General features: G+C 60.6%; 30 protein-coding genes. 17 read left to right on the forward strand and 13 right to left on the reverse strand.

Translation table 11 applies throughout. The features are described from left to right. Positions 1-26 precede the first annotated feature (26 nt). The 3 genes from ACFO3E_RS16685 to ACFO3E_RS16695 are packed head-to-tail and all read left to right on the forward strand — an operon-like array spanning position 27 to position 2,636. Positions 27-1,052 carry a zinc-dependent alcohol dehydrogenase family protein gene (locus ACFO3E_RS16685; protein WP_380806436.1) on the forward strand — a complete coding sequence of 342 codons (1,026 nt, stop codon included), beginning with the start codon at positions 27-29 and terminating at the stop codon, positions 1,050-1,052. After that, the gene (locus ACFO3E_RS16690; protein ID WP_380806438.1) at positions 1,049-1,849 is read left to right on the forward strand and encodes an SDR family NAD(P)-dependent oxidoreductase; all 801 of its coding nucleotides are present in this window, start codon (positions 1,049-1,051) and stop codon (positions 1,847-1,849) included. Before ACFO3E_RS16685 ends, ACFO3E_RS16690 begins: the two co-directional genes overlap by 4 nt. Before the next feature lie 31 nt (positions 1,850-1,880). Beyond that, on the forward strand, positions 1,881-2,636 hold the full coding sequence (locus ACFO3E_RS16695) for a M24 family metallopeptidase (protein WP_380806440.1): 756 nt from the start codon (positions 1,881-1,883) through the stop codon (positions 2,634-2,636). On the opposite strand, the gene ACFO3E_RS16700 is transcribed toward ACFO3E_RS16695, so the two are convergent. The 5 genes from ACFO3E_RS16700 to ACFO3E_RS16720 form a co-directional block, all read right to left on the reverse strand. Continuing rightward, positions 2,570-2,929, reverse strand: coding sequence for a carboxymuconolactone decarboxylase family protein (locus ACFO3E_RS16700; protein ID WP_380806443.1), 360 nt, complete (start codon positions 2,927-2,929; stop codon positions 2,570-2,572). The genes ACFO3E_RS16695 and ACFO3E_RS16700 overlap by 67 nt on opposite strands. A 7-nt stretch (positions 2,930-2,936) precedes the next feature. Then, positions 2,937-3,740, reverse strand: a complete 804-nt coding sequence (locus ACFO3E_RS16705) for an enoyl-CoA hydratase/isomerase family protein (RefSeq protein ID WP_380806445.1) — start codon at positions 3,738-3,740, stop codon at positions 2,937-2,939. 74 nt (positions 3,741-3,814) lie between these two features. Further along, on the reverse strand, positions 3,815-4,012 hold the full coding sequence (locus ACFO3E_RS16710) for a ferredoxin (protein ID WP_380806446.1): 198 nt from the start codon (positions 4,010-4,012) through the stop codon (positions 3,815-3,817). Positions 4,013-4,172: 160 nt separating this feature from the next. After that, complete coding sequence (locus ACFO3E_RS16715) at positions 4,173-4,970, reverse strand: helix-turn-helix domain-containing protein (protein ID WP_380806447.1); 798 nt, start codon at positions 4,968-4,970, stop codon at positions 4,173-4,175. Between the two features lie 164 nt (positions 4,971-5,134). Next, complete coding sequence (locus tag ACFO3E_RS16720) at positions 5,135-5,947, reverse strand: sugar phosphate isomerase/epimerase family protein (RefSeq protein ID WP_380806449.1); 813 nt, start codon at positions 5,945-5,947, stop codon at positions 5,135-5,137. A gap of 136 nt (positions 5,948-6,083) precedes the next feature. Here ACFO3E_RS16720 and ACFO3E_RS16725 point away from each other — a divergent pair, with 136 nt between their 5' ends. The 4 genes from ACFO3E_RS16725 (at position 6,084) to ACFO3E_RS16740 (ending at position 9,214) form a co-directional block, all read left to right on the forward strand. Further along, a complete protein-coding gene (locus tag ACFO3E_RS16725) occupies positions 6,084-7,121 on the forward strand; it encodes a cyclase family protein (protein ID WP_380806450.1) in 1,038 nt (345 codons plus the stop codon). A gap of 13 nt (positions 7,122-7,134) precedes the next feature. Beyond that, a complete protein-coding gene (locus ACFO3E_RS16730) occupies positions 7,135-7,545 on the forward strand; it encodes a nuclear transport factor 2-like protein (protein ID WP_380806452.1) in 411 nt (136 codons plus the stop codon). A gap of 1 nt (position 7,546) precedes the next feature. Further along, positions 7,547-8,551, forward strand: coding sequence for a zinc-dependent alcohol dehydrogenase family protein (locus ACFO3E_RS16735; protein WP_380806453.1), 1,005 nt, complete (start codon positions 7,547-7,549; stop codon positions 8,549-8,551). A 102-nt stretch (positions 8,552-8,653) separates the two neighbouring features. Further along, complete coding sequence (locus tag ACFO3E_RS16740) at positions 8,654-9,214, forward strand: nuclear transport factor 2-like protein (protein WP_380806455.1); 561 nt, start codon at positions 8,654-8,656, stop codon at positions 9,212-9,214. A gap of 114 nt (positions 9,215-9,328) precedes the next feature. Here ACFO3E_RS16740 and ACFO3E_RS16745 read toward each other — a convergent pair whose 3' ends face one another. Further along, positions 9,329-9,724: a nuclear transport factor 2 family protein gene (locus ACFO3E_RS16745; RefSeq protein ID WP_380806456.1), complete on the reverse strand. Its 396-nt coding sequence runs from the start codon at positions 9,722-9,724 to the stop codon at positions 9,329-9,331. A 38-nt stretch (positions 9,725-9,762) separates the two neighbouring features. Continuing rightward, positions 9,763-10,806, reverse strand: coding sequence for an alcohol dehydrogenase catalytic domain-containing protein (locus tag ACFO3E_RS16750; protein WP_380806459.1), 1,044 nt, complete (start codon positions 10,804-10,806; stop codon positions 9,763-9,765). A 231-nt stretch (positions 10,807-11,037) separates the two neighbouring features. Here ACFO3E_RS16750 and ACFO3E_RS16755 point away from each other — a divergent pair, with 231 nt between their 5' ends. Next, positions 11,038-11,196 carry a hypothetical protein gene (locus ACFO3E_RS16755; RefSeq protein WP_380806462.1) on the forward strand — a complete coding sequence of 53 codons (159 nt, stop codon included), beginning with the start codon at positions 11,038-11,040 and terminating at the stop codon, positions 11,194-11,196. 150 nt (positions 11,197-11,346) lie between these two features. On the opposite strand, the gene ACFO3E_RS16760 is transcribed toward ACFO3E_RS16755, so the two are convergent. The 3 genes from ACFO3E_RS16760 to ACFO3E_RS16770 all read right to left on the reverse strand — a co-directional run bounded on the left by ACFO3E_RS16760 (position 11,347) and on the right by ACFO3E_RS16770 (position 13,429). Beyond that, positions 11,347-12,243 (reverse strand): TIGR03620 family F420-dependent LLM class oxidoreductase, encoded by an 897-nt coding sequence (locus ACFO3E_RS16760; protein ID WP_380806464.1) that lies wholly within the window; start codon positions 12,241-12,243, stop codon positions 11,347-11,349. A 17-nt stretch (positions 12,244-12,260) separates the two neighbouring features. Continuing rightward, positions 12,261-12,827 carry a nuclear transport factor 2 family protein gene (locus tag ACFO3E_RS16765; RefSeq protein WP_380806467.1) on the reverse strand — a complete coding sequence of 189 codons (567 nt, stop codon included), beginning with the start codon at positions 12,825-12,827 and terminating at the stop codon, positions 12,261-12,263. Positions 12,828-12,958: 131 nt separating this feature from the next. After that, complete coding sequence (locus ACFO3E_RS16770; protein WP_380806469.1) at positions 12,959-13,429, reverse strand: nuclear transport factor 2 family protein; 471 nt, start codon at positions 13,427-13,429, stop codon at positions 12,959-12,961. Between the two features lie 201 nt (positions 13,430-13,630). Here ACFO3E_RS16770 and ACFO3E_RS16775 point away from each other — a divergent pair, with 201 nt between their 5' ends. After that, the gene (locus ACFO3E_RS16775; RefSeq protein ID WP_380806471.1) at positions 13,631-14,173 is read left to right on the forward strand and encodes a TetR/AcrR family transcriptional regulator; all 543 of its coding nucleotides are present in this window, start codon (positions 13,631-13,633) and stop codon (positions 14,171-14,173) included. Between the two features lie 83 nt (positions 14,174-14,256). Then, the gene (locus tag ACFO3E_RS16780; protein ID WP_380806474.1) at positions 14,257-15,174 is read left to right on the forward strand and encodes a TIGR03619 family F420-dependent LLM class oxidoreductase; all 918 of its coding nucleotides are present in this window, start codon (positions 14,257-14,259) and stop codon (positions 15,172-15,174) included. Positions 15,175-15,185: 11 nt separating this feature from the next. On the opposite strand, the gene ACFO3E_RS16785 is transcribed toward ACFO3E_RS16780, so the two are convergent. Further along, complete coding sequence (locus tag ACFO3E_RS16785; protein ID WP_380806477.1) at positions 15,186-15,971, reverse strand: thioesterase family protein; 786 nt, start codon at positions 15,969-15,971, stop codon at positions 15,186-15,188. Positions 15,972-16,152: 181 nt separating this feature from the next. On the opposite strand from ACFO3E_RS16785, the gene ACFO3E_RS16790 reads away from it, so the two are divergent. The 5 genes from ACFO3E_RS16790 to ACFO3E_RS16810 all read left to right on the forward strand — a co-directional run bounded on the left by ACFO3E_RS16790 (position 16,153) and on the right by ACFO3E_RS16810 (position 20,778). Further along, entirely contained in the window at positions 16,153-16,917 is a 765-nt protein-coding gene (locus ACFO3E_RS16790) for a hypothetical protein (protein ID WP_380806479.1), read from the forward strand. A gap of 74 nt (positions 16,918-16,991) precedes the next feature. Further along, the gene (locus ACFO3E_RS16795) at positions 16,992-17,732 is read left to right on the forward strand and encodes an SDR family oxidoreductase (protein WP_380806482.1); all 741 of its coding nucleotides are present in this window, start codon (positions 16,992-16,994) and stop codon (positions 17,730-17,732) included. A gap of 10 nt (positions 17,733-17,742) precedes the next feature. Then, positions 17,743-19,209, forward strand: a complete 1,467-nt coding sequence (locus ACFO3E_RS16800) for an aldehyde dehydrogenase family protein (protein ID WP_380806484.1) — start codon at positions 17,743-17,745, stop codon at positions 19,207-19,209. A gap of 7 nt (positions 19,210-19,216) precedes the next feature. Next, positions 19,217-19,957, forward strand: coding sequence for a TetR/AcrR family transcriptional regulator (locus ACFO3E_RS16805; RefSeq protein WP_380806487.1), 741 nt, complete (start codon positions 19,217-19,219; stop codon positions 19,955-19,957). Positions 19,958-20,040: 83 nt separating this feature from the next. Continuing rightward, positions 20,041-20,778 (forward strand): SDR family NAD(P)-dependent oxidoreductase, encoded by a 738-nt coding sequence (locus ACFO3E_RS16810; protein WP_380806490.1) that lies wholly within the window; start codon positions 20,041-20,043, stop codon positions 20,776-20,778. 114 nt (positions 20,779-20,892) lie between these two features. On the opposite strand, the gene ACFO3E_RS16815 is transcribed toward ACFO3E_RS16810, so the two are convergent. After that, on the reverse strand, positions 20,893-21,942 hold the full coding sequence (locus ACFO3E_RS16815; RefSeq protein WP_380806492.1) for a phosphotransferase: 1,050 nt from the start codon (positions 21,940-21,942) through the stop codon (positions 20,893-20,895). 197 nt (positions 21,943-22,139) lie between these two features. Here ACFO3E_RS16815 and ACFO3E_RS16820 point away from each other — a divergent pair, with 197 nt between their 5' ends. Together ACFO3E_RS16820 and ACFO3E_RS16825 are read left to right on the forward strand one after the other, a co-directional pair. Then, positions 22,140-22,553 (forward strand): cupin domain-containing protein, encoded by a 414-nt coding sequence (locus ACFO3E_RS16820; protein ID WP_380806495.1) that lies wholly within the window; start codon positions 22,140-22,142, stop codon positions 22,551-22,553. Next, positions 22,550-23,632 carry a phosphotransferase family protein gene (locus ACFO3E_RS16825; protein ID WP_380806497.1) on the forward strand — a complete coding sequence of 361 codons (1,083 nt, stop codon included), beginning with the start codon at positions 22,550-22,552 and terminating at the stop codon, positions 23,630-23,632. The genes ACFO3E_RS16820 and ACFO3E_RS16825 overlap by 4 nt, the downstream gene beginning before the upstream one ends. Before the next feature lie 67 nt (positions 23,633-23,699). On the opposite strand, the gene ACFO3E_RS16830 is transcribed toward ACFO3E_RS16825, so the two are convergent. Continuing rightward, positions 23,700-24,071 carry a VOC family protein gene (locus tag ACFO3E_RS16830; RefSeq protein ID WP_380806500.1) on the reverse strand — a complete coding sequence of 124 codons (372 nt, stop codon included), beginning with the start codon at positions 24,069-24,071 and terminating at the stop codon, positions 23,700-23,702. Positions 24,072-24,102: the final 31 nt, after the last annotated feature.

A 24,102-nucleotide genomic window follows, 5' to 3' on the forward strand; every position in this document is an offset into this window, starting at 1 on the left:
CCAACCCAGACGAATGAGATTAGATCATGCGACTTCTTCAGATCACAGGTCCGGGCGGCATTAACGACCTCCGCTTCGTCGAAAAGCCCATCCCTACGCCCGGCGAAGGCGAGGTGGTGCTGCGCGTAACGGCGGCCAGCCTCAACCGCCGCGACCTGACCATGATCTCCAGCACCAGCGCACCCGGCACGCCGCAGCCGCCCTTCACGCCGATGTCGGACGCGGCGGGGGTGGTCCATGCGGTCGGGCCCGGGGTCACGTGTGTGAAGAAAGACGACCGTGTCACCTCGCTTTTTTTCCAGAAATGGATGGACGGTCCGATCAACTCTGAAGTCCGCTGGGCGACCGTTCCCAGCATGGTGCATGATGGAGTCGCTGCCGAATATGTGACCTTGCTGGCGCAGGGGGTACATCCGGTTCCAGTCGGCCTCACCGATCAGGAAGGTGCGACCCTGCCCTGCGCTGCACTGACGGCATGGCGTGCGATGTTCGAGGATGCCGGCCTTCAGAGCGGCGCCAAGATCGTTGTGCAGGGCACCGGCGGCGTCTCGATTTTTGCACTGCAATTTGGCGCGGCAATGGGCATGGAAGTGGTCGTCACCTCCTCATCCGACGAAAAGCTGGAGCGGGCCAAGGCGCTCGGCGCGGCGCACACCGTCAATTATCGCACTCATCCCGATTGGGGCGCTGAGGTCAAGAAGGCGGTCGGCTCGGCCGGCGTCGACTTCGTTCTGGGAGTGGGCGGCGCGGGCAACCTGGCCCAGAGCCTGGACGCCATTGGGCTCGGTGGCCACATCGCCATTGTAGGCATGCTTGGTGGTGCGGAAGAAGTGCTTCCCTTCCGCGCGCTCACCGGCAAGAACGCCAAGCTGCAGGGCGTGTCCGTCGGCAACCGGGCAATGTTCGGCCGCATGGCCGCGGCGATCGAGCAGCATGCAATCAAGCCGGTGATCGACAAGGTCTATCCTTTCGCAGAGGCAATCGAGGCATTCCGGGCGATGAAGGCGGGTGACCTGTTTGGCAAGATCGTGATTGATCTGGAATCGAAATGATGAACGATCACGCCGCCGCTTTCGCCGACAAGGTCGCTATCGTGACCGGCGCGAGCAGCGGTGTGGGCCGTGCCTATGCACTTGCGCTTGCTGAGGCGGGCGCGACGGTCGTCGCCTCGGCGCGCTCGGTCGGTGATCGCACGGCGAGGGACGCCCGGCGCGGCACGTTGGCAGAGGTGGTGCTGGCTGCGGAGCGAATGCCCGGCCACATCATCGCACTCGCCTGTGACGTCACGGTGGAATCTGACATCGTACGGCTCATCGCCCAAACAGTTGCCAATTGCGGGCGGATCGACATTCTGGTGAACAATGCCGGCGCCTATCCGAGCTATGATTCATTGGCAATCGACCAGTCGGCTTGGGACGCGCTCATTTCGCTCAACCTGCGTAGCGCCTATGTCGCCATTCGGGAGGCCGCCCCTCAAATGATCGCGCAGCAAGGTGGCAGCATTGTTAACATCACCGCAGGCGCATCAGGCGCCTTCCCAGGAACGAACGGCGCGCACGAAGGCATGTTGCTCTATGGCGTTACCAAGGCCGCGCTTAACCGGCTGACGACGTTCCTGGCCGATGAGCTCAAGCCTCACGGCATCGCGGTAAACGCGCTCAGTCCAGGTGTGGTGCGCACCGATATTTGGGAAAGTCTGGCCTCAGCTGAGCGGGTCGCGGCCATGAGCGGAAAGCCCGCTACGCCCGAGATATTAGGTCCGGCGCTGCTGTATCTGGCGGCACAGACGGCGGACGGCATGACTGGTCAGATTGTACATACGGATCGGTTCGGGCATGAATGGCCTTGATGCAAGGGCCTGGCAGAACGCCCTCCGTCCCATGTTGGACGATCCACGCCTTGCCGCACTTGCGCAAGCCGAAGATCGGGCGCTTGCCTTGTTCGATTCGATCCTTAGCGCGGGCATCATTCGCCCCGGCCGCACGGAGCAGGAGATAGAGCGCGACATCGGGGAGATTGCCGCCGGACGCTTCGGTGTCGAACGTCACTGGCATAAGCGGATCGTTCGGGCGGGCTCCAACACATTGGCGAGTGCGGGGGAAAGTCCTCCTGACCTGATAGTAGGCGAGCAGGACATAGTCTTCGTCGATCTCGGTCCCGTGTTCGGCGAGTGGGAGGCAGATGTCGGGCGCAGCTTCGTCGTGGGCGACGACCCCTCGCACCATGCATTGGTGGCGGCGCTCCCGTGCCAGTTCGCGGCTTTGCGCAGTCATCTCCTGGCTCACCCTGAAATCAGCGGCGCCGAATTATATGTTGCCGCCTGCCAAAATGCAGAGGCGGCGGGCTGGCGCTTCGGTGGAGCGATTGCGGGCCATATTGTCGCGGAATTTCCCCATGCGCGGCTCACCGTTCCGCGCCGGGCGCACGCGATCGGCCCGGACAACCCACGTCCGCTCGCCGAACTCGATGTGGAAGGGCGACCCAGGCACTGGATCGGCGAAATACATCTAATCGCCCTGGATGGAAGTTTTGGCGGCTTTTACGAACAACTTCTGCTCCGCCCCTCAAGTCAATTCCGCGCGGCAACGACTTCGTTCAGGATCGCCTCAAATTCGACAGCCTTGGGGAAGCCCTGAAACACGGCGAACTGGAGCGCAAACTCGCGCAGTTCTTCGAGGTTGATCTCGCCGCTGTCGAGCGCAGCATTTACATAGGCGCGGATCGCTACCGGAGCGCGCGCGGCAGCGACGCAGGCGAGCGTGATCCAGCGCCGCGACCGGGTATCGAGACCGGGGCGGTTCCATACCTCGGCGAATACAAAATCCTGTGCCGCGTCGATCAACGGCGTCGTCGCGCCAGCGGGCGGGGCAAAGCGCAGAACCCGCTCAAAGCTTGCCTGTCCAGCCTTGCGTCGATCCACGTCCGCCATCTGACGTTCAACCCTTCTTGGGTGCGCCGATTGTGTTGATATGTTCCTGCTGCACCGCCCGGAACCGCGGAGAGAGCATCAGCGATGCATCGGCCATGCGCTCGACGTGACGCGCCATGTCTGGCCCAAGGTCCCTGGCCATTTCGATGGTGATCTTCGCCGTTCCCATCTGCTCGCCATGCTGCTTGGCTAGATGGCGGCAGAAATTCATCACGTCCTCCTCGAATGTCTCGTCCGGATAGACTTCGTGCACCAGACCCATGGTGAGCGCCTTATCCGCGCTCGCGGGAAGATTTGCCATGACCAGATAACGAGCCCAGTGCGTGCCGACGATACGAGTTAGGCGGCTGATCCCGTTTGACGCGGGGATAGTGCCCATCTTCCCTTCGGGAAAGGCATAGCCCGCACTTTTGGCGGCCAGACGGAAATCGCAAGAAAGCGACATTTCCAACCCTCCGCCCATACACATTGCCTGGTGTGCGGCGACGATGGGCTTTTCGACATGCTCCATCTCGTCATAAATGCGGTGCATGCCGTTGAGACCCAAGCGGTGCATCTCGCGCAGCGCTGATCCATTTTCGGGCAGTGTTCCGCCGCCGCCCTCGCGCAGATCGGCGCCTGCGCTAAAGTAGCGGCCGGTGGCACGAATCAGCAAGACCTTGAGTTCGGGCGTGTCGCGGAAACGATGCAATGCTGATTCGAAAATCTCAAGCGTCTGGCGGCTGAGCGCGTTTAGCTTTTCCGGCCGGTTGAGCGTGCAGATGAGGATCGCATCCTCTTGGCTTACCAGCATGTGCGGTGCGTCAGTCATCCAGTTCCTATTCCCGTTCTTTTTGCCGGCACGTGATCCGGATCTTCCTTAACCCACATACACAAAGGCTCGCCTCAATCTTCCTCGATGACGAAGATAATGCGCTCGGGACAGGCCTTAGCACCCTTGCGCGCCAGATCTTCGTCTCCCGACGCCACGTCAAAACCCTCCGTGGCGATATAGCCCTCATCGTCAAGTGGATAGAGATGGTCCGCGATCGCGTGGCAACGCGCATTGCCTACGCATTGCGCCTTTTCGATCCTAATCTTCATAGGGGTATTTTTTCCCTTCCTCGCGGTGTTAGGCAGAGCATTCCGGGCGGCGATAGGAGCTTGTGCGAGAAATTGGCAAGCTGCAGAGTTGGAAAGCATGGGGCTTATACCCTGTGCTGCGTCAAGGATCGCGGGGACGCTATACGCTACGATACCCTCGTTAGACCGCGCGCATCAGCGCAGGCGCCGAATAATGACCGTCATCGGCCTGACCGGCGCATTGTGCGATGCCGCTACGGAGCGTCGCGACCAGGGCGTCAGGATCCATGCTGCTCGCAGCGGGATAGATGACGCCCAACGCCAACGGGCGGTCGGTAACCACTGTCGGCACCAAAACGGCGGTGACGCGGCCATTGCATCCAAAGCCGGCGTCCCCCGTAGCGTGACCGGCGCGCTGGAAGGCGGCGATCTGGGCGACCATTGCCGAATAGTTGAACTTATCCTCTTCCATTGACTCCGCATTCAGGCGGCGCAAGATCTTCCCGCTTTCGTCGCTTGGCATCGTAGAGAGCAGCAGTTGGCCGGCCGTGCTCGCGCAAAGTCGATCAGAGGCGCCGCTGCCCAACTCGCCGGCAAGCGGCATGGTGCCCGGGGACCAGCGGAAAAGCTGTACGTGGGTGCCAACGATGCCGAAGAGCCCAACGCTATGACGCGTTGATTGTGCGATGCGGTCCATGAAAGTGAAAAGGCGACCATCGCGGATGATGTCGGGCTGAACCGACGCGCCAAGCGTCGCCAGTCGGGGCGTCGGACGATAGGTGCGCGACCGCTGATCCTTGTAGAGCAGGCCCATTTCAACCAGGCTGGCGAGCAGTTCCGACGTACTGGATTGCGGACGACCATAGCAGCGGACGATGTCCATTACGGTCGCTTGGCGTTTGTTATTATCGAAAAACTCAAAGACCTCGATCACCCGCTTCGCGATCTTCGTCTTGTTCGACTCCAGCACCATGCTCATCGTCGCTCTCCTCGGTTATGCTCACCATCATCCACCAGGAAGAAGGTGCCGTTAGCAATAAAATGAAGGAGTTTCCGCTTTTTTGCAATAGCATGTGCGCAATATCTGGGTAACGGAGCAAAATCAAGCATTTAGACGATTTATAGCCGAGAATTTCAGGCCGATTATTCCCGGTGCAAAGGCGAATCAGGCATCCATGATCGCAGTCGGGAAACGGCCCTTGAGAGCCCTTCTTCAACGCCTTCAGCAGCTAGGCGTGGACCTATGATTTCAAGGTCGAACCAGCCCCGATATCCCGCCCTCAGGATCGCCGGGATCATCCGGTGAAGGGGGATCATGCCGTCACCGGGAACCGCGCGGCAGGGGAGGCCCCGGTCGCCTGCAACATAATCGCTGACCTGCACGAGGCGGCAGAGCGGCGCAGCCGCTACTAGGGCTTCTTCTATATCCGAGTCGAACCAGCATGCGAATATGTCGATGCCCAGGTTGATGTCTGCCAGGCGGGCGATCGCAACCAAATCGGACAGGCGATACGCGATCGAAGCGTCGGCGTAGAGGTGAGAAGTCGGCTCCAGGGCCAGTGCGACGCCGGCTTGCCGTGCGACTTGGGCGCACGGCGCGACCGCATCGGCGAACCGTTGCAGCGCTTCCGCCCAGCGCAGCTCGCCACGGCCGCCGCTCGTCATCGTAATGGACAGCGCGCCGACCTCTCCCGCCACATCGATGGTGCGCAGCAGCCGCTCCCGCCCGGCTGCGGTCAGTTCGGGCGTGGCGAAACCAAAGGCACGATGGGTCATCGTCGCTGGGGTCAACCCAGTGTCACGCAGAATCGCGCGCGAGGTCTTAACGCTCGTCTCCAGCACCTGATCGACGGTGACGCCAATGCCTTCAGCTCCCAGGCGCGCCACGAGCGCGGCATGGTCATATAGCGATGCAGATTCGAGGCACAATGTGTTGATCGAGACCGATGGAGTCATGGTGGCTACCTCCTTCAGCATATTCTATCTTGTGATTTGCCATTCATGCGTTTCATTTATGCGATTGGGAAGGCATAAGCCGCCGTGACGATCAGCATCGCCCACATGATCGCAAGTGGAGTTAGGGAGAGTGAGTGTGGCAAAGCGTTGGACCGTGCGGCCGGAAGGATCGAATTGGGGTGAGTTTGGCCAGGATGACCAGCTTGGCCGCCTCAATCTTTTGACACCCGAACGCCGGCGCAAGGCGGCCGAGGAAGTGCGCGAAGGCTTCGCCTTCTGTCTGTCGCTGCCGCTAAATTGTCCGGCGACAGTACTCAATCCCCGTCGTTTTCCGCCTCAGATCAGCTATTCAATGCGGGAAGAAGATCCGGTGATGAACTTCCCCATGACGCGCGCGGTTGAGGGGCAAACAGATGTGATCTGCGACGATCGGGTCCTCATGAGCACGCAATTTTCAACGCAATGGGACGCGCTGTGCCATATCGGTTCGCTGTTCGACGGAACCGAAAGCGGAGAACGGGAAGCGACCTATTATAACGGCTACCGTGCTCATGCGCATGTGTGCGGTCCGTTTGATTATCTGCGTGGGCGGGTGGGGAAGGAAGGGCCGCACGGCGCGCACGCCCTAGGGATCGAAACAATGGCAGAAACGGGCGTTCAGGGCCGGGGCGTGATGATCGACCTTTATGCCCATGTCGGATTGGAACGCGTGCCCGTCGGCTATGAACAACTCATGCGCATCCTGGAGCAGGACAAGGTGGTCGTCGAGGACGGTGACATACTTTGCTTCCGCACCGGATATGACCGGGCGCTCTTGGCCCGTTATCATGACGAGACCGCTCCCTTTGTCGCCGACCATAGCACCGGGCTGGACGGGCATGATGAAAGGCTGCTGCGGTGGGTCGATGACTCGGGCTGCGCTGCCTTGGTGTCGGACAATGAATCGGTGGAGGTGCTGCAGGGATCGGTCAACCCGGGCGGTGAGGGCACGCATTATCCGCTGCACCACCTATGCCTTTTCAAGCTCGGCATTCCGTTGGGCGAGCTGTTCCTGCTGTCTGAGCTTGCCGACTGGCTGCGTGCCGCGGGCCGTTCCCGCTTCCTGTTCACCGCGCCGCCGCTGCGCCTACCTGGAGCCGTAGGGTCTCCTGTGACGGGTGTCGGCACTGTTTAAGAATGGAGATATCATGACTGTAACCACCCTGGCAGGCCGGCTGGCCACCAGCTTCGGCAATCCCGATGCAATCGAAAGGCTGCTGGCGCCCAACGCGCGCTGGAGCCTGCCTGCTGCCCTGCCATTTCCGCACCCGATGGAGGGTCGCGATCTCATCATCGGCACGATGCGCAAGATCTGGTCGGAGATCTACCGGCCAGATGTCGCGGTACAGATTTTGGATGAGATCGGCGATGATCGCGTCAGTTCGGTGCGTTTCGATTATCGCGCTTTCTCGCTCGACAAGCAGGGTTGGTACGCTAACAATTTCACCCTTTTTGCGCGCGGTGGTCCTGAGGGCGCGACCGAGGTGTTCGAGCTGTTCGACACCGTTCGTACGCTGGATTTCTTCAGGGGCGAGCCCACACGCTGGAAGGGCATGTGACATGAAGGCCGCTGCCATCCGCCAAATCGACGATGCGGTCCGTCTCATGATTGAGGAACGGCCAGACCCTGTGGCTGGGCCAGGCGAAGTCCTGGTTCGCATCCATGCCAGCGCACTTAACTATCGCGACATGATGCTGGCGCGTGGGATTATTCCGGTCGCTGACGGGCGCATTCCAATGACCGATGGGGCAGGCGAGGTGGTTGCTGTCGGGGAGGGCGTTGATCGCTTCAGGCCGGGCGACAGGCTTATGTCGCTCTTCTATCCGCGCTGGGTGAGCGGTGGCCCAACCGCTGAAGTGACCGAGGTGGTGACGGGCCATCATATCGACGGCATGGCCGCGCAATTCGTCGCGGCGCCGGCTGGAAGCTTCACCCATATGCCTGAAGGATGGAGCTTTGCCGAGGCGGCCACCCTGCCTTGCGCGGCGCTCACGGCCTGGCGCGCGCTCATGGTAGAGTCGAAAATCAGGCCAGGCGACAGCTTGCTGGTGCAGGGAACCGGAGGCGTTTCCATCTTCGCGCTGCAGTTCGCCAAGGCGATGGGCGTGCGCGTGATCGCTACGACGTCTTCGCCGCAGAAGGCGGATCGGCTGCGGGCTCTGGGTGCTGATCATGTGATCGATTACCGCGCTGACCCCGAATGGGGGCGCATGGTGCTGGACCTAACTGGTGGTCGGGGCGTCGATACAGTGCTGGAGATCGGCGGCGTCGGAACGCTCGACCAATCGCTGGCGAGCGCCCGTATTGGCGGGAACGTCGCACTGATTGGCGCGATGACGGGATGGAGCGGGGAAGTATCGACCGGCCTTGCCATCGCCCGCAATGTCACGATGAAGGGACTGACCGTTGGATCGCGTCAGGATCAGGAAGATATGGTTCGCGCCTTGCAAACGAACGCCATTCGCCCGGTAATTGACCGCTGCTTCGCACTTGAGGCCATTTCTGATGCATTTGATTGGCAGGCAGCGGGCGCCCATGTGGGTAAGGTCGTCCTGCAATTTTGACGCAGGGACGATGTTCTTTCATCCCGCTTGTTTGCCGATCTTCTTGACTTTACCATTTAGAGCCATTCGCAAATTGCAAAGACACACCGTCAGGAGACTGTGATGACCACTAACGACCGGGCCGAAATCTTTCTTGAAATGGCGCGTTCCACCTATGAGCCGCAGATGACCGCCCATCTCCACAAGGATCAACCGATCCTGTTGCCCGGTGCCTGGTCGGCCGGCGGCAAAGTTTATGATGAGCCTTGGGACATCACTTTCTTCGGTCCGCTGGTCGGCGAGTTCAAATACGCAGTGAACGGCGCGCCCGACAGCATGAGCTGCTGGCGTGAATATCAGATGTATTGGGTCGGCTTCCCGGATTTCCGACTGACCGACTACAAGGTCTTTTTGAAGGAAGACGGCTGGATAGCACGCATCACCTTCGGGGGCACCGCCCCCGACGGCCAGATCGCGACCGTTCATCAGGCCGACTTCGCTACCGTGGGTGAGGATGGCCGTCTGATGCGCATGGAATGGTTCGTCGACACTTATCAGTGGCAGCAGCAGGTACTGACAAAATGCAGCGGCCTGACCATCCCCGAAATTCGCGAAATAGTGCACCAACCGAGCGGCTATAACAAGCTGATCGACTATGTGCTGGCACTGCCGCAAAATGCCTGAAAACATGCGGCTCGCCTTGCAACAAGGCGGGCCGCGTGAGCGCCAGAAACACCAAAATTCTATCGGCGCCTGTGTCCCACTGGGCAAGGCGAACGCCTCATAACTCAAATTGAATTAGAGGCCCGGCGTAACCATCGGAACAGTAAGGGATTTCACGACCCCGGTGCGGTCGAGATATTCGAGCGCGCGATGGATGCGGCCGTCCTTCAGCTCGACAACGACGCAGCAGGGCTTCGCCGAATAGCCGCCCTCAGCATCAGGCGTCACCAGAAGATGCTGCTGCACGAAGCCTGTCGGCGTTGGATGGCGGCGGACATCGTCATAGCGCAGCTCGATACCCGCGGCCGCTACCCCCTTCACACTCGCGACGAAGCCGTTCACATCATGCGCGATACAGTCATAGCCGTGCCAGACTTCTCCATCGGGCGTGAAACAGGCCCGCACGCCGTCAAGATCGCCAGCCACAATCGCAGCGAGCAGTCGATCCATTACATTGCTGTCTTCGGTCATCTCTTTCCTTAAACCTCTTGTCTGTCGCACCTGAATTATCAGGGGGTCAGCAGAACCTTCTTTACGCCGTCGCGCCGCGCATCGAACAGTGCATAAGCGGCGGCGCCGTCGGACAGAGCGATGTCATGCGTTACCATACGTTCGATCGCGTCGGCCTTCAGCTTCCCGCTCTCTAGCGCATCGAACAATTCGGGCAGAGCCGCCTGAATCGAGCAGGCTGTCAGCGTGAAAGTGACGTTGCGCGCAATTCCGGTCAGCAGCGGGAAGGGAACGCTCGCCGCTTCCGGCAGGCCCACAATGCAGACATGACCGCCGCGCTTAACCGCCAGCGCGTCCAGTTCGGCGGTCTTGGCAATGCCTACCGCATCCAGAATGCTATCGACGCCCTGGCCGTCGGTCGCGGCACGGATTTCGTCCAGAGCATTGGTTGCATTGATCGGAATCGCACCCAAAGCCGACGCTGCATCCAGCCGGTCCTCCAACAAGTCGATGGCGAACACGCGATCGGCGCCCAGCGCCTGCGCAGACACTATCCCGCTCAGGCCCACGGCGCCCAGGCCGATGACAGCCACGCTCGATCCCGGTTGCACCTTCGCATTTTTGGCACAGGTCCAGCCGGTGGACAGATTGTCGCTGAGCAGGATACCGAGCGCATCGGAAGCGCCGCGCGTGGAATGCAGATTATAATCGGCGACCGGCACTTCGATGGCCTCTGCCTGGCCCCCGCCCAACCCGTGCATGCCCTGGCCGAACACACGGCAGGTGGGATAGCTGCGGCAGATCATCGGCAAATTGTTGCGGCACGGTTCGCACTCACCGCAGCTGACTGACCCGGCAACAATGACACGATCGCCAGTCTTGAACTTCTTCACCTCGACGCCGACTTCGACAACTTCGCCCACCGCTTCATGGCCGATGCAATAACCGGTGCTGGACGAGCCCACATGATAGGGGTGAAGATCGCTGCCGCAGATGCCGCACTTACTGATTTTGACAATTGCGGAGCGGGCATTCGACAGGATCGGGTCGGCCACGCTTTCATAACGAATGTCACGTGGACCATGAAACACAAGGCTTTTCATCAAATCGTCCTTTCCGATTCCTGATCGGGTGCGCGCGCTCCTTCGACGGCGGGAACGCGGAGCATCCTCTTTGGCGTAAGCGGACAGTTGCCGCTTTACAAGCGCATGCGCCCGGCCGCCGCATGCCATCGCCCGGGCGGCACGGCGCTGGGATTAGGGGCGTCCCGGCGATTGGGTAGGAGCGTCCGCCGGTGGCGCAAACATGCTCTTTGTTCGAGATATCGCGCTAATATGCGCGAGCAGCCCGTCCTCATCCACGCGACCATTGAAAAATGCAAGGATCAGTCCGGCGTCATCGGTAGTGCACATATGAAAATCATTTTCCTGCACGTAGCCATCGGAGGTGAGATGGCGCCGCACATCGACAGCGCCCCGCTCGCCGCCGTTTGATATTATCAGTTCCGGTTCCTGCAACCTTTGGCGCCTTGCGATCGCTGCTGTGTCTGGTCAGCGCATCGCGCTTCTGGCACGCTGCTGCGCGATCCAGATCGCCTTTGAGCAGCTTGTCATAGAAGCGGTTAATGACGGCGCTCTCGCCGCTCACAGCAGTTTCGCCAGTTCCCGCCATATGGGCATATGTTCGTCGATACCCGCCGCCAGGCCGTTGGCGCTGGTTACGTGCAGTGCGACATGATCCGCGCCCGCATCGAAATGCTCCTGAATACGGGCGGCAATGGCGTCCAGGTCGCCCCAGGCGAACAGGCTGTCGACGAGCCGGTCGTTGACATCATCGATCTCCTGCTGCGAAAAACCGTCACGCAGCCAATTGTTCATATAGTTGGGAAGGTTGAGATAGGCTGAGAGCATACCGCGCGCCCAAGCCCGCGCCGTAGCGGCATCGCTTTCTAGAATGACATTCTGATGCGGCGCGATCAGGGCGTCTGGTCCCATGATCTCCCGCGCGGCGGCGGAATGGCGCGGTGAAACCAAATAGGGGTGGGTGCCTGCGGTGCGGGTCGCCGCGAGCTCCAGCATCTTCGGGCCCAACCCGCCGAGAGCCACTCGGCCAAGGGGCATGCCGGCCGCTTCAAGAGCGTTCACATAGGCCCGCATCTTCGCGAGCGGCTTTACATCCTTGTACGCGTCGCCGATCAGCGGCCCGTGGCTGACGCCGATGCCCATGACAAGGCGGCTTTGCCGCTCAGGCGACTGGCCGTTCCACCAGGCCGCGACTTCCTCTGGCTCGTGCATCCAGATGTTGAGCACGCCGGCGGCGAGCGTGATCGAACTGGTGGCATCCATCAACTCATCGAGCGAGGCGAGGATCCCATTATCGACACCCCCTGGCACCCAAAGTGTTCCGAACCCCATTTCCTCAAGGTCCTTGGCAGCAGCCAATCCCGCGCCCTCGGGCGCGTAGCGCGGCAGGACCGACCAAATGCCGATGCTGCCCACCTTCAATTCGCGGGCGTGCGCGCTTTGTGAAGTCTGTTTCATGAGAAGCCTTTCTACCGTCATTCCGCGGCTGCGGCGTCAAGTGGACGGCGCGGGCGGACGGGTTTTTGGTAGCTGAAATCGGTCCGGTCCCGGGCGCAGGGCAGGACAGGCTGCCCACAGGTATTCTGTAGGCCATAAATGGCTTCCAGCGGCACCGCGGAGGGAATGTCGAGGTTCGATTCGATCATTGTAACGCGGTTGGCGATCTTCCACACGCCATCGCGGCGCTGAAAATGGTCGGCATAGCGCCCGATCGACAGCAGATGCGGCGGTTCCCAATTTTCGGAAATGAAGGTGTAATATGTTTCCGAATAGGCATCATCGCCATCCAGCTCGCAATAATGATTGGTCATGACATGATGCTGCACGCGTACGGCCGACCTTGAATAGCCGTTCGCCCATTCGATGAAGCCGTCGGGCGTCCCGATAAAGGCATGATGGTCCTCAATCGCGTCGTCCCAATAGATGGATCGAACCATCTCGGCATCCAGCCGATCAAGCCCGCGCCCGAACCGTAGCAGCAGATCCCAGATCTCCTGCCGGTCGATCAACTGGCGCATCTTCCGTTCAAGCTCGGCGTCCATCCTCTCTCTCCTCTTCGCCTGCCCCGTTGTTCAGATTGTTAGTGAAGCGGCAGACGCTTTGCGTCTAATGCAATGCGGTTATGGCATTGGCTAGGATGGTGACGGGTGCGATGTCAATGCCTCGCGCCAGATCAGGCCTTTTCCGGCACGGGAGAAGTAAAGCCTGGAAATTTGCCCGATGTCTCCACGCGCAGGCGGGTAAGCCGGCGAAAGACGAATAGCCACTGCCCGTCTCGCTTTTCGTAAATCTCATGATAATGGCCAAAGCCGCGCAGCCAATGGTTCTCACCGTCCTCGGTCCAATAGATATTGTCTTCCATCGCCCAGATGCCGCGCGCACGAGTGGGCGTTTCAAAACTGATTTCAGGCGTATGGGAATGATGCACTGACACTTTGTCGTGCAACGCACGAATGACGAAGTCAGTATTGACAACATTGCCTTGGCGCCGCGTTTCTCCGTCGCTGTGTGAAATATGGTCGGGCGCGTGAACGGCGGTGTAGGTCGCCCAGTCTTTTGTGTCGAGCGCGCGGTCGCGGCGGGCTTTTAGATGCTTGATATCCTCAATGGCGATTAGGCGTTCAACATCGCTCATGTTGTCCATAGCGCTGCTCCTCATTCCAAGCCCTCACCTTACGGGTGTGAGTTGTTCTGATCAACCTTGACGGAGGGCCGTTCCTGATGTGGATGAACCTGATGTTGCACGTCCTCTCCTTGCTGGCCGATGATGCCTGTTAAACCGCAACGGCTCCGCAACCAGCGTGGGCAGGGCAGCCTTTTGCGTCAGGAGGTGCTCGAAGCCGCTATGCGGCTGCTCGATCGTGCACCGGCATCTGGCCTGAGCTTGCGCACGATCGCGCGGGAAGTCGGTGTCGCGCCGCCGTCGGTTTATTCGCAATTCCCGGACGCCCGTGCCATGCTGGAATTTGTCGCGCGCGAGTGTTGGCAGCAGCTTGCCGATGCCATGGGGCTGGCAGAAGATCAGTGTGCCGAGTCTGCAACCTCTCTCAAGCGATTAAAGGCCCAGCTGGCGGGCTTTGTGAGCTACGCGATGGAACGCCCATCTCGTTATCAACTGCTTTTCGGCTTTCTCGTCGATACCGGTGCGTTGCCTGACGAGCCGGGCCTGCTACAGCCGGTTTATCGAAGCGTTCTGCGCGGTGTGCGCGCGATAGGGGATGACGGCATGCCCTTTGCCGCCGACGATCCAATAACCGCAACACTTCAGATCATCTCACTCGCCCATGGCCGTGTCGCGCTCGCCCATCTTGCCCCCCGTCATCCGGGCAACACGCCTGCTGCGATCATCGCCTTTGTGCACAGCGCTATTGAGCGCCTGTTTGATTGAACGCGCCCACCTTGCTCAAGCCTTGCGCCTAAGCTAACAGCTGTTAGCTTAGTTCTGGCTCCGTTGATTCAAGGGGTGTCTCCATGAAATTCTCTCTCCACATTCCGGTGGGCGTCATAACGCCTGGGGAGTTCCAGACCATGGACGCAATCCGCGAAATGGCCGAGACGTTAGAATGCGTGGCTGTCGACGCCTGCTATGTCACGGATCATCCCGCGCCCGACGCTGCTTGGCTGCGGCAGGGGCTGGGACATGACACGCTTGATCCCTTCACGGCCTTGGCCGTCGTCGCAGCTTGCAGCACGACCATTCGGTTGCACACCAACATCCTGGTGTTGCCTTATCGCAACCCCTTCATAACCGCAAAGGCCGCCGCAAGCCTTCAGGTTCTTTCCGGAGGCCGCCTCATATTGGGCGCTGCGGCGGGCTTTCAGAAAGCCGAGTTTGATGCCTTGGGCGTCGATTTTCACAAGCGCGGCAAGCTATCGGACGAAGCGCTCGAAACCATCCGTCTCGCCTGGGCCGGTGGGCCAGTGATCAAACAGGGCATGGGCTTCAATGCGGTTGGCAATGAACCGCGCCCCGCACCCGATCCGCAGCCCCTCGTCTGGATCGGTGGGGGCAGCAATGCCGCGGGCGAACGGGCGGCCAGGTGGGGTGACGGCTGGTCTCCGGTCTTCGTTAACCCGAAAATGTCGAAGCTCAATCGCGACAGTGGCATCACCTCCATCGATGATCTCGCGCAAAAGGTGGCGCGCGTAAAAGTTCTGCGTGAGGAACTGGGACGCACCGGACCGTTCGACATCATCATAGGTGCGCTGGTGCGTCCCGAAGCACTCACCCGAAGCGAAGCGGATCGATATATCGAGGAACTGCAAAGGTTAGCTGGGGCGGGAGTCACTTGGGTGATGTATGATCCCGGCCATGCCAGCCGCGCGAAGTGGTCGGACCATGTGCGATGGTACGGAGAGGAGATAATCGCCCGTTCACGCGATATTTAAGGTCCGTTGACCTAGCCTTGGACGAACGGATTAGGGCGCTGCCAACGGTCGAGGAAGATTGTCTGATGGCCGGCTCCAATCATGCCTTCCTGGTCGCCAAAGCGGTTGTGGATGATGCCGACGCCGTTTCCCGATGTTTCGGCGCTGGATTCGATCAGCAGCCACTCGCTGCGGGGCAGGCGGCTGAGGTGAAGCGTTATGTCGAGATTGGCTAACGTCCAATCTGTACGAGGCAGGGGCGCGGCAATGCCTGCGCCGAAATCCGCCACCATCGCTACTCGTTCGAGGGGGGAGAGCTGCTCACCTTCGACGGCGGCACCGTGGAACCGGATCCATCGCCCTCCAGGCTGAATGCCGTCAAGATTTTGGCCGATTTTTTCCAGCCAGCCATATCTTTCCGATGGAGCACCCTCGGGAAATGGGGTGGCAAGTGGCTGCTCGACAGGCGGGGTTGCGGCGACACGCACCCGCAGAGCGCTTGCCTTGACCCAATCGCGTCCTCCAGTCCGAAGCGTCAGGTCAACCAATTGCACACGCGGCCCTTCTCGCGCGATACTGAGGACGGGGGTTAGGGGCTGCATGGGTACCGCACCCATGATATCGATATTCAACCGCGCGACATGCATGTTTGTTGGTGCTGGGACGCGATCGACGACATGCGCGACCAGTGACGCGAGCGACACGCCATTCTGGCTGCTGCCGTTCCATGGGTTAATGCCAATCCCGGTGGGCTCGAAAAGTTCACCCCGCTTGCGAAAGAACGCTGCTGGACTGCCTGCATCAAGGCTCGCCGGCATTGGTGTTGATGTATCCGACATGTGCACCCGTTGAACTCCTGCTCCATGCGATGCACTCACGGGGCCACCTTGTCACGCCAAAGGGGATACATTCGCCGGGGCGATGTCGTAGCGCGTGCATTGCGCTGCGCGAAGAGCGCCTCCATTCTCACGCGCAATCGAGATGGGGATGAGGATGGGCATGGCGCTCTATACAACGATACATCTGCATAATGTGCCGTCGGGAAAAGAGGCGGATTATGCCGCATTCTTTGATGGCGCGCACCGCCAATCGATGAACAGGTTGCGCGGCTTTAAAGGCGCGGACCGTTATGAGGTGACGCCCGAGCAGATCATGGCCGACATCCCGCAGCCCTGGCGCTACATGAGCGTCTATGATTTCGAACTTGCCTCGCCAGAAATAGACCTTCCCGCGCTCGGCCCGCTGATTGCGGATGCTCGGGACGGCGGCTTGGTTGCCGACGACGGGACCGAACGGCTTTTTACCTACAAGTTATTCGGTGACTGGAAGGGCAGTCCCAATTGGGAGCGTGACAAGCCGCTGTCAGGCGTCAGCATTATCTTGGGTAACTATGTGCCCGGCCGTTACCGGGAATATCAGGACTGGTACGAAAACGTGCATAGCCTAGAAGTTGCCAATGTCCCCGGTCATGTCGCCATGAAAAGGGGTGAGCTATGTGACATCCAGATTGAGCCGCGTCATTATTGTCCCGGCGATCAGTTGGTGATGACCGCACAGCAGAGTGATGACCTGACCTTCACTATTAACGATTTCGGAATGCGAGCAGCGGGCATGTCGCCCAGCGGCATTGCGATGGAACCGCGCTCGAAAGCCGGGTCAATTGCTCGGACGGTGCATTATTTCCGAAAGATCAGCGGCACGGAATTTTGGCCCGGCGGCGTGGCCTATGCGGGGGACTGGTCGGCCTATCCGGGCCGTGGCTGAGCGGAAATCGTGCGGGCGATCCTGCGGGCCGCCAGGCTGTGCTAGGTCCGCGCGCCTAGAAATAGGGAGGCGAGATGACTGGCAAGACGATCGTGATCACCGGCGCCAATGGCGGATTAGGCCGGGCCCTGGCGCAACGCTTCGCCGCGGACGGCGACACCATACTGCTGCTCGGCCGCACGCTGTCGAAGGTGCAGGAAGTGGCGGCTGCCATCGGTGAGCGCGCCAGCGCGGTGCAGTGCGACGTGTCCTCCCCTGACAGCGTCCGCGCGGCCTTCGCCTCGATTGCAGAGACGCATGGCCCGATTGACGTCCTGATCAACAACGCCGCGATCTTCCAGCCCTTCCTGATTGAAGAGGCGACCGACGCCCAGATCTTGGATGCGGTCACCATCAACCTGGCCGGGCCGATGTTCACAAGCCGCTCGGCGATTCCCCTGATGCGAACAGGTGGGCATATCGTCAACCTGAGTTCGGAATCCGTCGAAGTTCCGCTGCCGCATCTGCTCGCCTATGAATCGACCAAAGCGGGGCTGGAGCGTTTGTCGCGGGGACTGCGCGATGAATTGGCTGATCGCGGCATTCGCGTCACCGTCGTGCGTGCCGGCCAGATGTTTGGTCCGGGCATGTCCGCGGAAATGGAACCCGAAGCGGCGGGGCGTTTCTTCCAGGCGGCTGCGAAAATGGGCTTCGACTTGGCGGCGCGCGGTGCCACCCAATATGATTCCACCACGCAGATTTTCCGTACAATCATAGATTCTCCGGCCGATTTGCACATCGGCACGGTCACATATCAGTCGCGCGTCGCGCAGTAAGGAAGACGACATGGTAACGCTCCCCGAAGGCAAGCTCTACATCGACGGCCAGCTCCGCGCGGCGGAAGGTGGCAAAACCTATGAGGATATCGGTCCCTGGACCGGCGAAGTGGTGGGCCATGCCGCCGACGCCTCGGTGGCGGATATGGAAGAGGCGATCGTTGCGGCCCGTCGCGCCTTTGATGAAACCGACTGGTCGACCAATCACCCGCTGCGCCGCGGTCTGGTCGCTAAGCTGGGCGAAAAGATGAAGGCCAACCGCGACCGTCTGGTCGAGATTGCCCGGCATGAAATCGGTTCGGCCATGGGTGCGGTCTATGGGCCGCAGGTCGACTCGCCGCTGGGCCATGTCGATGAATTGCTCAAGCTATTCGACGAGTTCGAATGGGAAAAAGATCTGGGCAATGCCGAATTCTGGGGCACGACCAGCCACCGCATCGTGGTGCGCGAGCCCGTAGGAGTCGTCGGCGCAATCACGCCCTGGAACGTGCCGCTCTATATCGCGGTCGGCAAGGTCATTCCGGCGCTGCTGGCTGGATGCACCGTCATCCTGAAGCCTGCGCCGGAAACGCCTCTAATCAATGCAATTCTGGGAGAGCTGGCGCACGAGGTCGGCTTCCCGCGCGGCGTGTTCAACGTCGTCACCGCGAAGGACCCAGCAACCCTGGGCGAGATGCTGGTAACGGACCCGCGCGTCGACCTCATCTCCTTCACCGGATCGACCGCGATCGGCAAGCGCATCATGGCGCAGGGTGCGGCGACGCTGAAGCGCATCTTCCTGGAACTGGGTGGCAAGTCGGCCAACATCGTGTTCGAGGACGTGCCCGATTTCGCGCAGGCGGTGGGAAGTTCGATCGTGGCGTTCCATGCCGGGCAGGGCTGTGCGATCAACAGCCGCCTGCTGGTGCCGCGTAGCCGCTATGAGGAGGCTGTCGAGATCCTCAAGGGCGCCTATGAAGCCTATTCCAAGATGTGGGGCGACTTTGACGAGCCGACCAACATCATGGGTCCGGTCGTCTCCGCACGCCAGCGTGAGCGCGTGCTGGGCTATGTCGATACTGGCCAGGCCGAAGGCGCACGCCTGATCGCCGGCGGCAGGGCGGCGCCCGAAAAGGGCAATGGCTTCTTCATCGAGCCCACCTGCTTCGTCGACGTCACCAGCGACATGAAGATCGCCCGCGAGGAGATTTTCGGACCGGTGCTGGTCGTGATCCCGTTCGAGGATGAAGATGACGCCGTGCGCATCGCCAATGACAGCGACTATGGCCTGTCGGGCGCGGTGCAGTCGGGTGACAAGGAGCGCGCCATGCGTGTCGCGCGCCGTATTCGCACCGGCACGCTGGGCGTCAATGGCGGCACCTGGAGCTTCGCGGACGTGCCCTTCGGCGGCTACAAGCATAGCGGCGTTGGTCGTGAATGGGGCCTTGAAGGGTTCGAGGAATATCTCGAAACCAAGGCCATCGGCATCGGTGTCTGAACCGTCGATGACGAACGTGCAGACGGCCGGACGGCGGGGTAGACCCCAGAGCAATCGCGAGGTCAGCTATAATCTTGCCGGGCAGCGGTTAGGGCGAAAGGGGCAGGAGACACGCGAGCGTATACTCTCGGCCATGTTGCGCCTGCTCGCCGATCCGCAAGGGCCGCCGGTCAATTTGACTAATGTCGCACGCGAGGCGTCGGTGCGCCTTACGAATCTTTATCTCTATTTTCCGGATTTCGGCGACTTGCTGCTAGCGGCGCTGGCCCGGGTGATGGAGACCGCAGATGAGGCGTTTGTCGATTTGTTACGCCCACGCTGGCCTGATGAGAGGCTGCGCGAATGTGCTCTGGCCTTTTTGCGGGCCCATTATCAATTTTGGCGCACCCATGCTCGGCTGCTGCACATGCGCAACCGCTTATCTGATGATGATGCGCGTATATTGGAGCATCGGCAGCGGACCACTTTTCCCATGCTGGACCTGCTAATCGGACAGATGGACTGTCCTCCCGATCCGCCGGATGCGCGCTGGCGGTTGATGGCGACGGTCGTCCTTACCGGGTTTGAGCGCATGGCAACCGTAGTGACGACCCCCCATTTCAATCCCTTGGGTGAAACGAGAAAGGGAGCTGGGACGGACGGGCATATCGACGCACTGATCCAGACAGAGGCGCGTTTGATGGAATTGGCAATTCGCGATGCGCGTGCTCTGCCAGGAGCTAGGTCGGCAGTCGCTGCCGTGGCTTGACAGTGGGGCCGATAGGGCCGAACGGATTATTGTCATAGGCGTGTTGCATTGCGCCTACTGTTCGAGAGATGCGGAGAGGTGGCATGACGCGAAGGCTGGACGGGCGCAAAATCGTGATCACGGGGGCGGCGAGCGGCATGGGCAAGGATATCGCCCAATTGTTCGGGTCCGAAGGCGCAATGCTCTTTCTGCTCGACCGCGATGCCGCTGGCATCGACACCGTCGCGGCTCCGCTTGGAGCGAAGGGCTTGGTCTGCGATGTCACTGACAGTCGCGGCGTGGAGAATGCTATTGGCCAAGCGGCACATGCGATGGGCGGCATTGATGGCATCGTCAATGCAGCTGGTATCTTCTACGCTGAACCGTTCGATCTACTGTCATCCGAGAAATGGGATCGGATGTTGGCTGTCAACCTGACAGGTCCCGCGAACATCGTGCGGGCTGCGCTCCCGAGCTTGCGCGCGGCCGATCGGGCGACGATCGTCAATATCGCGTCGGTCAGTGGTCTCATGCCGATGGAGGGCACGTCAGGCTACTCCGCGAGCAAAGCGGGCCTGATCATGTTTACCCGCTGCCTCGGGCTGGAGCTAGGTCCGAATATTCGCGTCAACGCCATTTGCCCCGGATCGGTGAAGACGGAGATGACTCGGTTCATTTGGGAAAATCCCGAGCATGTGGAACGCGCTTCCAGCCGCGTTGCGCTCAACCGCATGGGCGAGGTAGGCGATATTTCAACTGTGGCCCTGTTCCTCACCACCGACGATTCGGCTTTCATGACAGGGGCATGGCTGCCCGTCGACGGAGGCTTTGCCTGGCGTTGAACTCATGCTTTGAATTCGTCCGGATCGGGTAAGCGAACCTATGCGCTCACTGTATCGTTCACCTTATCCTATTCTCTCGCCCGCAACAATCGAGGCCGCTCGCATAGCATTTCCTCAACAGTTCAGCGCTTCAAAACTTTCCAGATCAGCCACCGCCGTGCCCAGTCGCCGGACAAATTCATGGGTGATCTGCGGCTCCACCTTTCGAGTGATCGACCAGAGATAATAGCCATAGACCATTCCAAGCCGATAATCATGCCATCCCTTCTCTCGGTCGATTGGCTGTCCACCCAGCGCCTTCACATGGTCGATATAATGGTCAAGTAGTTGGCGTTCATGCGTCCGCCGGTCTTCAGGTGTCAGCACAGCGGCGATATGATAGGCGACGTCCTGCGCCCAGTGCCCCTTCTGGATAACCTGCCAATCGACCAGGCCCAGGCGCCCTTCGGCATCGCGATAGACATTGCCGGCATGGGCATCGCCATGCAGCAGGCAATTGTGCTCGGCGCGCATATAGTCGGCCAAGAGAGCAATCGCGCGGTGGAGCCGCTCCGCGCTCAATAGGGCAGGGGGCAGCCCGGTGCCGCGCGGTCCATCCAGCAAGGCTTGCAGGTCGGCGACGGACAGGATTGGGGCTTCCGCCACGCGATCGAGGAAGCGGCCGATCCAGGGCGATTCATAGGCCGGTGTGCTCGCAGCGCCCGCGACATGCAGAGCCGCCAGCTGTTCCAGCCCCTCCGCTGCGGCGTCCGCCGTAAAGGGGGACAGGGCAGTGCAGAAATGCGCGCCGTCGGCAATCAGGTCGCGCATGACAACCACGCCCCGGCTATTGTCCGCGCTCATCTGCGCATAGAGGCGTTCGGGGCGGCGCACCGGCATCGCGTCGGCGAGGTCGCGATAGAATAAAGTTTCCATAATGGATGTGGCTGAGGAGGCGCCCGTGTCCGTCAGCACCCCTTTGATGCAAATCTGGATCCGGGATGCCTCTCCATCCTCAACTATGTCCAGGGCCAGCCTGACCTTGGTTGCCTGCGTTGCCAGCACCTCCAGGGTCTGCACGGCGTTGACGCGCAGGTCCCCACGCTGACCGGATAGGATGGCGCTCAGCCACTCAGGGCTTGCCACCTCGTCAAGATGTTTGGGCGCAGGCTCAAATGATCTCATAACTTCCTCTCTCTGTGACCCACGATCCTAGAGCAGGAAAGCCATGATTCAAATATTATACAGGTCGAACGCCAAACCGTGGTGATATCAGAAAACTGGATTGAGACGGAACGCATATCAAATGACGAATTTTCGATATTTGACGCGATGGGGCGCTTTTGCGCATCATAGGCTGAATAGGAAATATGGAGAGAAGGATGCCACACGCTCGACCCGAAGATCTGCCCTCGGGTAGCCAACGCTGGCCGGCACTGGGGGAAGGCGGCTTCCACACGGAAAAATGGGGCGACATGGAAGTGGGCTATACCACTGTTCCGGGACCGCTCGACTGTTCGGAAATGTACAAGGCGGGCGGACTGCCGGGCGGCGTCTGTCCCTGTCCGCATTATGGCTATGTGTTCGAAGGACGGTTGCGCGCGCGCTATCCGGGTTCCGACTGGCCGGATGAGGTGATCGAGGCGGGCGAAGCCTATTTCATCCCGTCGGGCCATGTGCTGATCTATGAGGAGGCCAGCCGCGTTCTGGAACTGAACCCCGCCCATGCCCTGCAAATGTGCATGGACGCGATGCAACGCATGGCCGAGCGTACCGCCGAAGGGGGCGCTGCATGAGCGCTACCATCAAGGCGCGTGAACCTGGCATTGTAGCCCCCGCGATCCGCGATCTCGATGAACTTGGCGCAGCGCTGACCGCCTGGCTTGGCAAGCAGATGCCGCAGGCCCGCGACGTCGCCATCCAAAATCTGGACTACCCCCGCGGTGCGGGCATGAGCCACGAGACCATCCTGTTCGATGCGAGCTGGATAGAAGACGGCGTGCCCCGGAGTCGGGGGATGGTCGTGCGGATCAAGCCGTTGCGCAACACTGTCTTTCTGGACGATCTGTTCGATCGCCAATATCAGATTATGCAGCTGATGCATGACACCGGCCTAGTCCGTGTCGCCGAACCGCTGTGGTTTGAGGAGGATGCGGCGCTGCTCGGTGCGGCATTCTTCGTAATGGAAAAGAAGGCTGGACGCGTTGCCGTCAGCTATCCGCCTTATTCGCGTGAAGGCTGGCTTGTCGAGACCGCGCCTGCGGACCGCCGGACGGCGTGGGAAGATTCGGTCCGCCAACTCGCGCTGATCCAGCATGTTCCGCTGGCAAAGGCGCAGTTCCTGACACTGCCGGGTGGGCCTGTCGGGTTCGATCAGGAATCTGACCGGTGGCGCCGATTCCTCGACTGGATCGACCCGCAGGGACAGCAGCAGCTGCTGCGCAACAGCTTCGACCGTTTGCTGGCGGGAACACCTGCAAACCGGCCCGAAGGCATTGTCTGGGGTGATGCCCGTATCGGCAACATGATGATCGGTCCGGATTTCAAGGTCGCGGCGGTCATGGACTGGGAGCAGCCCTCATTGGGCGGCGCGCTGCACGACCTCGCCTGGTGGCTCGTGCATGATCATGGCCAGACGGTGCGGCAGGGCATTCCGCGTCTGGACGGCATGGGTTCCCGCGAGGAAACAATCGCCTTGTGGAGCGAGGTGTCGGGCAAGTCGGCTGCGGATATCGAATGGTATGAAGCTTTCGCGAGCTTCAAGATGGAATGCCTCAGCGTTCGTATGACCTCCTTCCGGGAAATGCCCTCGGGCATGGCCTACACAGCGCCGGGGACGGGAATTTCGAAGGTGCTGGACGAAATGGGCCTTTGAAGAGGCGGACGCTTGGTCGCCGTCGACCCGGTGAGGGGATCGACGGCCGTCCTCATCAGCTTGGCGCCTAGGCGCAAAGCTTGTTACCATCGGGATCGCGCAGATAGGCACCATAGCGTCCACCTGCGGCTGCACGCGTGCCGCGCGCGCCCTCGCAGGTTCCCCCGCTGGTCAGGCCCGTGGCGTGCCAACGATCCACAGCCGCAGCGTCCGGCGCCGCAAAGCCGATGGTGCCACCATTGGCAGGCGTCGCAGCTTCCCCGGCATAAGCTGAGCGGGTGATGAGATAGGGATCGCCCGGAAGCGCATAAAGCGCCACGCCGGAAGATGTTGGCATGCGGATATCGCCAAAACCGATCGTCTTGAACGTCGAATCGTAGAAGGCACCCGCCTTCTCCACATTGTTGCTGCCCAGGCGCACCGACATCAATGCCATCATCTCTTTCCCCTGATCGGATGATGTCCTGCTT

The organism is Sphingobium tyrosinilyticum (assembly GCF_042654265.1).
Taxonomy (GTDB): domain Bacteria; phylum Pseudomonadota; class Alphaproteobacteria; order Sphingomonadales; family Sphingomonadaceae; genus Sphingobium; species Sphingobium tyrosinilyticum.

Excerpts from the sequence above, each read along its gene's own strand:
- ACFO3E_RS16685 (WP_380806436.1), top strand. The coding sequence starts at position 27 with ATGCGACTTCTTCAGATCACAGGTCCGGGCGGCATTAACGACCTCCGC.
- ACFO3E_RS16690 (WP_380806438.1), top strand. The coding sequence starts at position 1,049 with ATGATGAACGATCACGCCGCCGCTTTCGCCGACAAGGTCGCTATCGTG.
- ACFO3E_RS16695 (WP_380806440.1), top strand. The coding sequence starts at position 1,881 with ATGTTGGACGATCCACGCCTTGCCGCACTTGCGCAAGCCGAAGATCGG.
- ACFO3E_RS16700 (WP_380806443.1), bottom strand. The coding sequence starts at position 2,929 with ATGGCGGACGTGGATCGACGCAAGGCTGGACAGGCAAGCTTTGAGCGG.
- ACFO3E_RS16705 (WP_380806445.1), bottom strand. The coding sequence starts at position 3,740 with ATGACTGACGCACCGCACATGCTGGTAAGCCAAGAGGATGCGATCCTC.
- ACFO3E_RS16710 (WP_380806446.1), bottom strand. The coding sequence starts at position 4,012 with ATGAAGATTAGGATCGAAAAGGCGCAATGCGTAGGCAATGCGCGTTGC.
- ACFO3E_RS16715 (WP_380806447.1), bottom strand. The coding sequence starts at position 4,970 with ATGAGCATGGTGCTGGAGTCGAACAAGACGAAGATCGCGAAGCGGGTG.
- ACFO3E_RS16720 (WP_380806449.1), bottom strand. The coding sequence starts at position 5,947 with ATGACTCCATCGGTCTCGATCAACACATTGTGCCTCGAATCTGCATCG.
- ACFO3E_RS16730 (WP_380806452.1), top strand. The coding sequence starts at position 7,135 with ATGACTGTAACCACCCTGGCAGGCCGGCTGGCCACCAGCTTCGGCAAT.
- ACFO3E_RS16735 (WP_380806453.1), top strand. The coding sequence starts at position 7,547 with ATGAAGGCCGCTGCCATCCGCCAAATCGACGATGCGGTCCGTCTCATG.
- ACFO3E_RS16740 (WP_380806455.1), top strand. The coding sequence starts at position 8,654 with ATGACCACTAACGACCGGGCCGAAATCTTTCTTGAAATGGCGCGTTCC.
- ACFO3E_RS16745 (WP_380806456.1), bottom strand. The coding sequence starts at position 9,724 with ATGACCGAAGACAGCAATGTAATGGATCGACTGCTCGCTGCGATTGTG.
- ACFO3E_RS16750 (WP_380806459.1), bottom strand. The coding sequence starts at position 10,806 with ATGAAAAGCCTTGTGTTTCATGGTCCACGTGACATTCGTTATGAAAGC.
- ACFO3E_RS16755 (WP_380806462.1), top strand. The coding sequence starts at position 11,038 with ATGCGCGAGCAGCCCGTCCTCATCCACGCGACCATTGAAAAATGCAAG.
- ACFO3E_RS16760 (WP_380806464.1), bottom strand. The coding sequence starts at position 12,243 with ATGAAACAGACTTCACAAAGCGCGCACGCCCGCGAATTGAAGGTGGGC.
- ACFO3E_RS16765 (WP_380806467.1), bottom strand. The coding sequence starts at position 12,827 with ATGGACGCCGAGCTTGAACGGAAGATGCGCCAGTTGATCGACCGGCAG.
- ACFO3E_RS16770 (WP_380806469.1), bottom strand. The coding sequence starts at position 13,429 with ATGGACAACATGAGCGATGTTGAACGCCTAATCGCCATTGAGGATATC.
- ACFO3E_RS16775 (WP_380806471.1), top strand. The coding sequence starts at position 13,631 with ATGCGGCTGCTCGATCGTGCACCGGCATCTGGCCTGAGCTTGCGCACG.
- ACFO3E_RS16780 (WP_380806474.1), top strand. The coding sequence starts at position 14,257 with ATGAAATTCTCTCTCCACATTCCGGTGGGCGTCATAACGCCTGGGGAG.
- ACFO3E_RS16785 (WP_380806477.1), bottom strand. The coding sequence starts at position 15,971 with ATGCCGGCGAGCCTTGATGCAGGCAGTCCAGCAGCGTTCTTTCGCAAG.
- ACFO3E_RS16790 (WP_380806479.1), top strand. The coding sequence starts at position 16,153 with ATGGCGCTCTATACAACGATACATCTGCATAATGTGCCGTCGGGAAAA.
- ACFO3E_RS16795 (WP_380806482.1), top strand. The coding sequence starts at position 16,992 with ATGACTGGCAAGACGATCGTGATCACCGGCGCCAATGGCGGATTAGGC.
- ACFO3E_RS16800 (WP_380806484.1), top strand. The coding sequence starts at position 17,743 with ATGGTAACGCTCCCCGAAGGCAAGCTCTACATCGACGGCCAGCTCCGC.
- ACFO3E_RS16805 (WP_380806487.1), top strand. The coding sequence starts at position 19,217 with ATGACGAACGTGCAGACGGCCGGACGGCGGGGTAGACCCCAGAGCAAT.
- ACFO3E_RS16810 (WP_380806490.1), top strand. The coding sequence starts at position 20,041 with ATGACGCGAAGGCTGGACGGGCGCAAAATCGTGATCACGGGGGCGGCG.
- ACFO3E_RS16815 (WP_380806492.1), bottom strand. The coding sequence starts at position 21,942 with ATGAGATCATTTGAGCCTGCGCCCAAACATCTTGACGAGGTGGCAAGC.
- ACFO3E_RS16820 (WP_380806495.1), top strand. The coding sequence starts at position 22,140 with ATGCCACACGCTCGACCCGAAGATCTGCCCTCGGGTAGCCAACGCTGG.
- ACFO3E_RS16825 (WP_380806497.1), top strand. The coding sequence starts at position 22,550 with ATGAGCGCTACCATCAAGGCGCGTGAACCTGGCATTGTAGCCCCCGCG.
- ACFO3E_RS16830 (WP_380806500.1), bottom strand. The coding sequence starts at position 24,071 with ATGATGGCATTGATGTCGGTGCGCCTGGGCAGCAACAATGTGGAGAAG.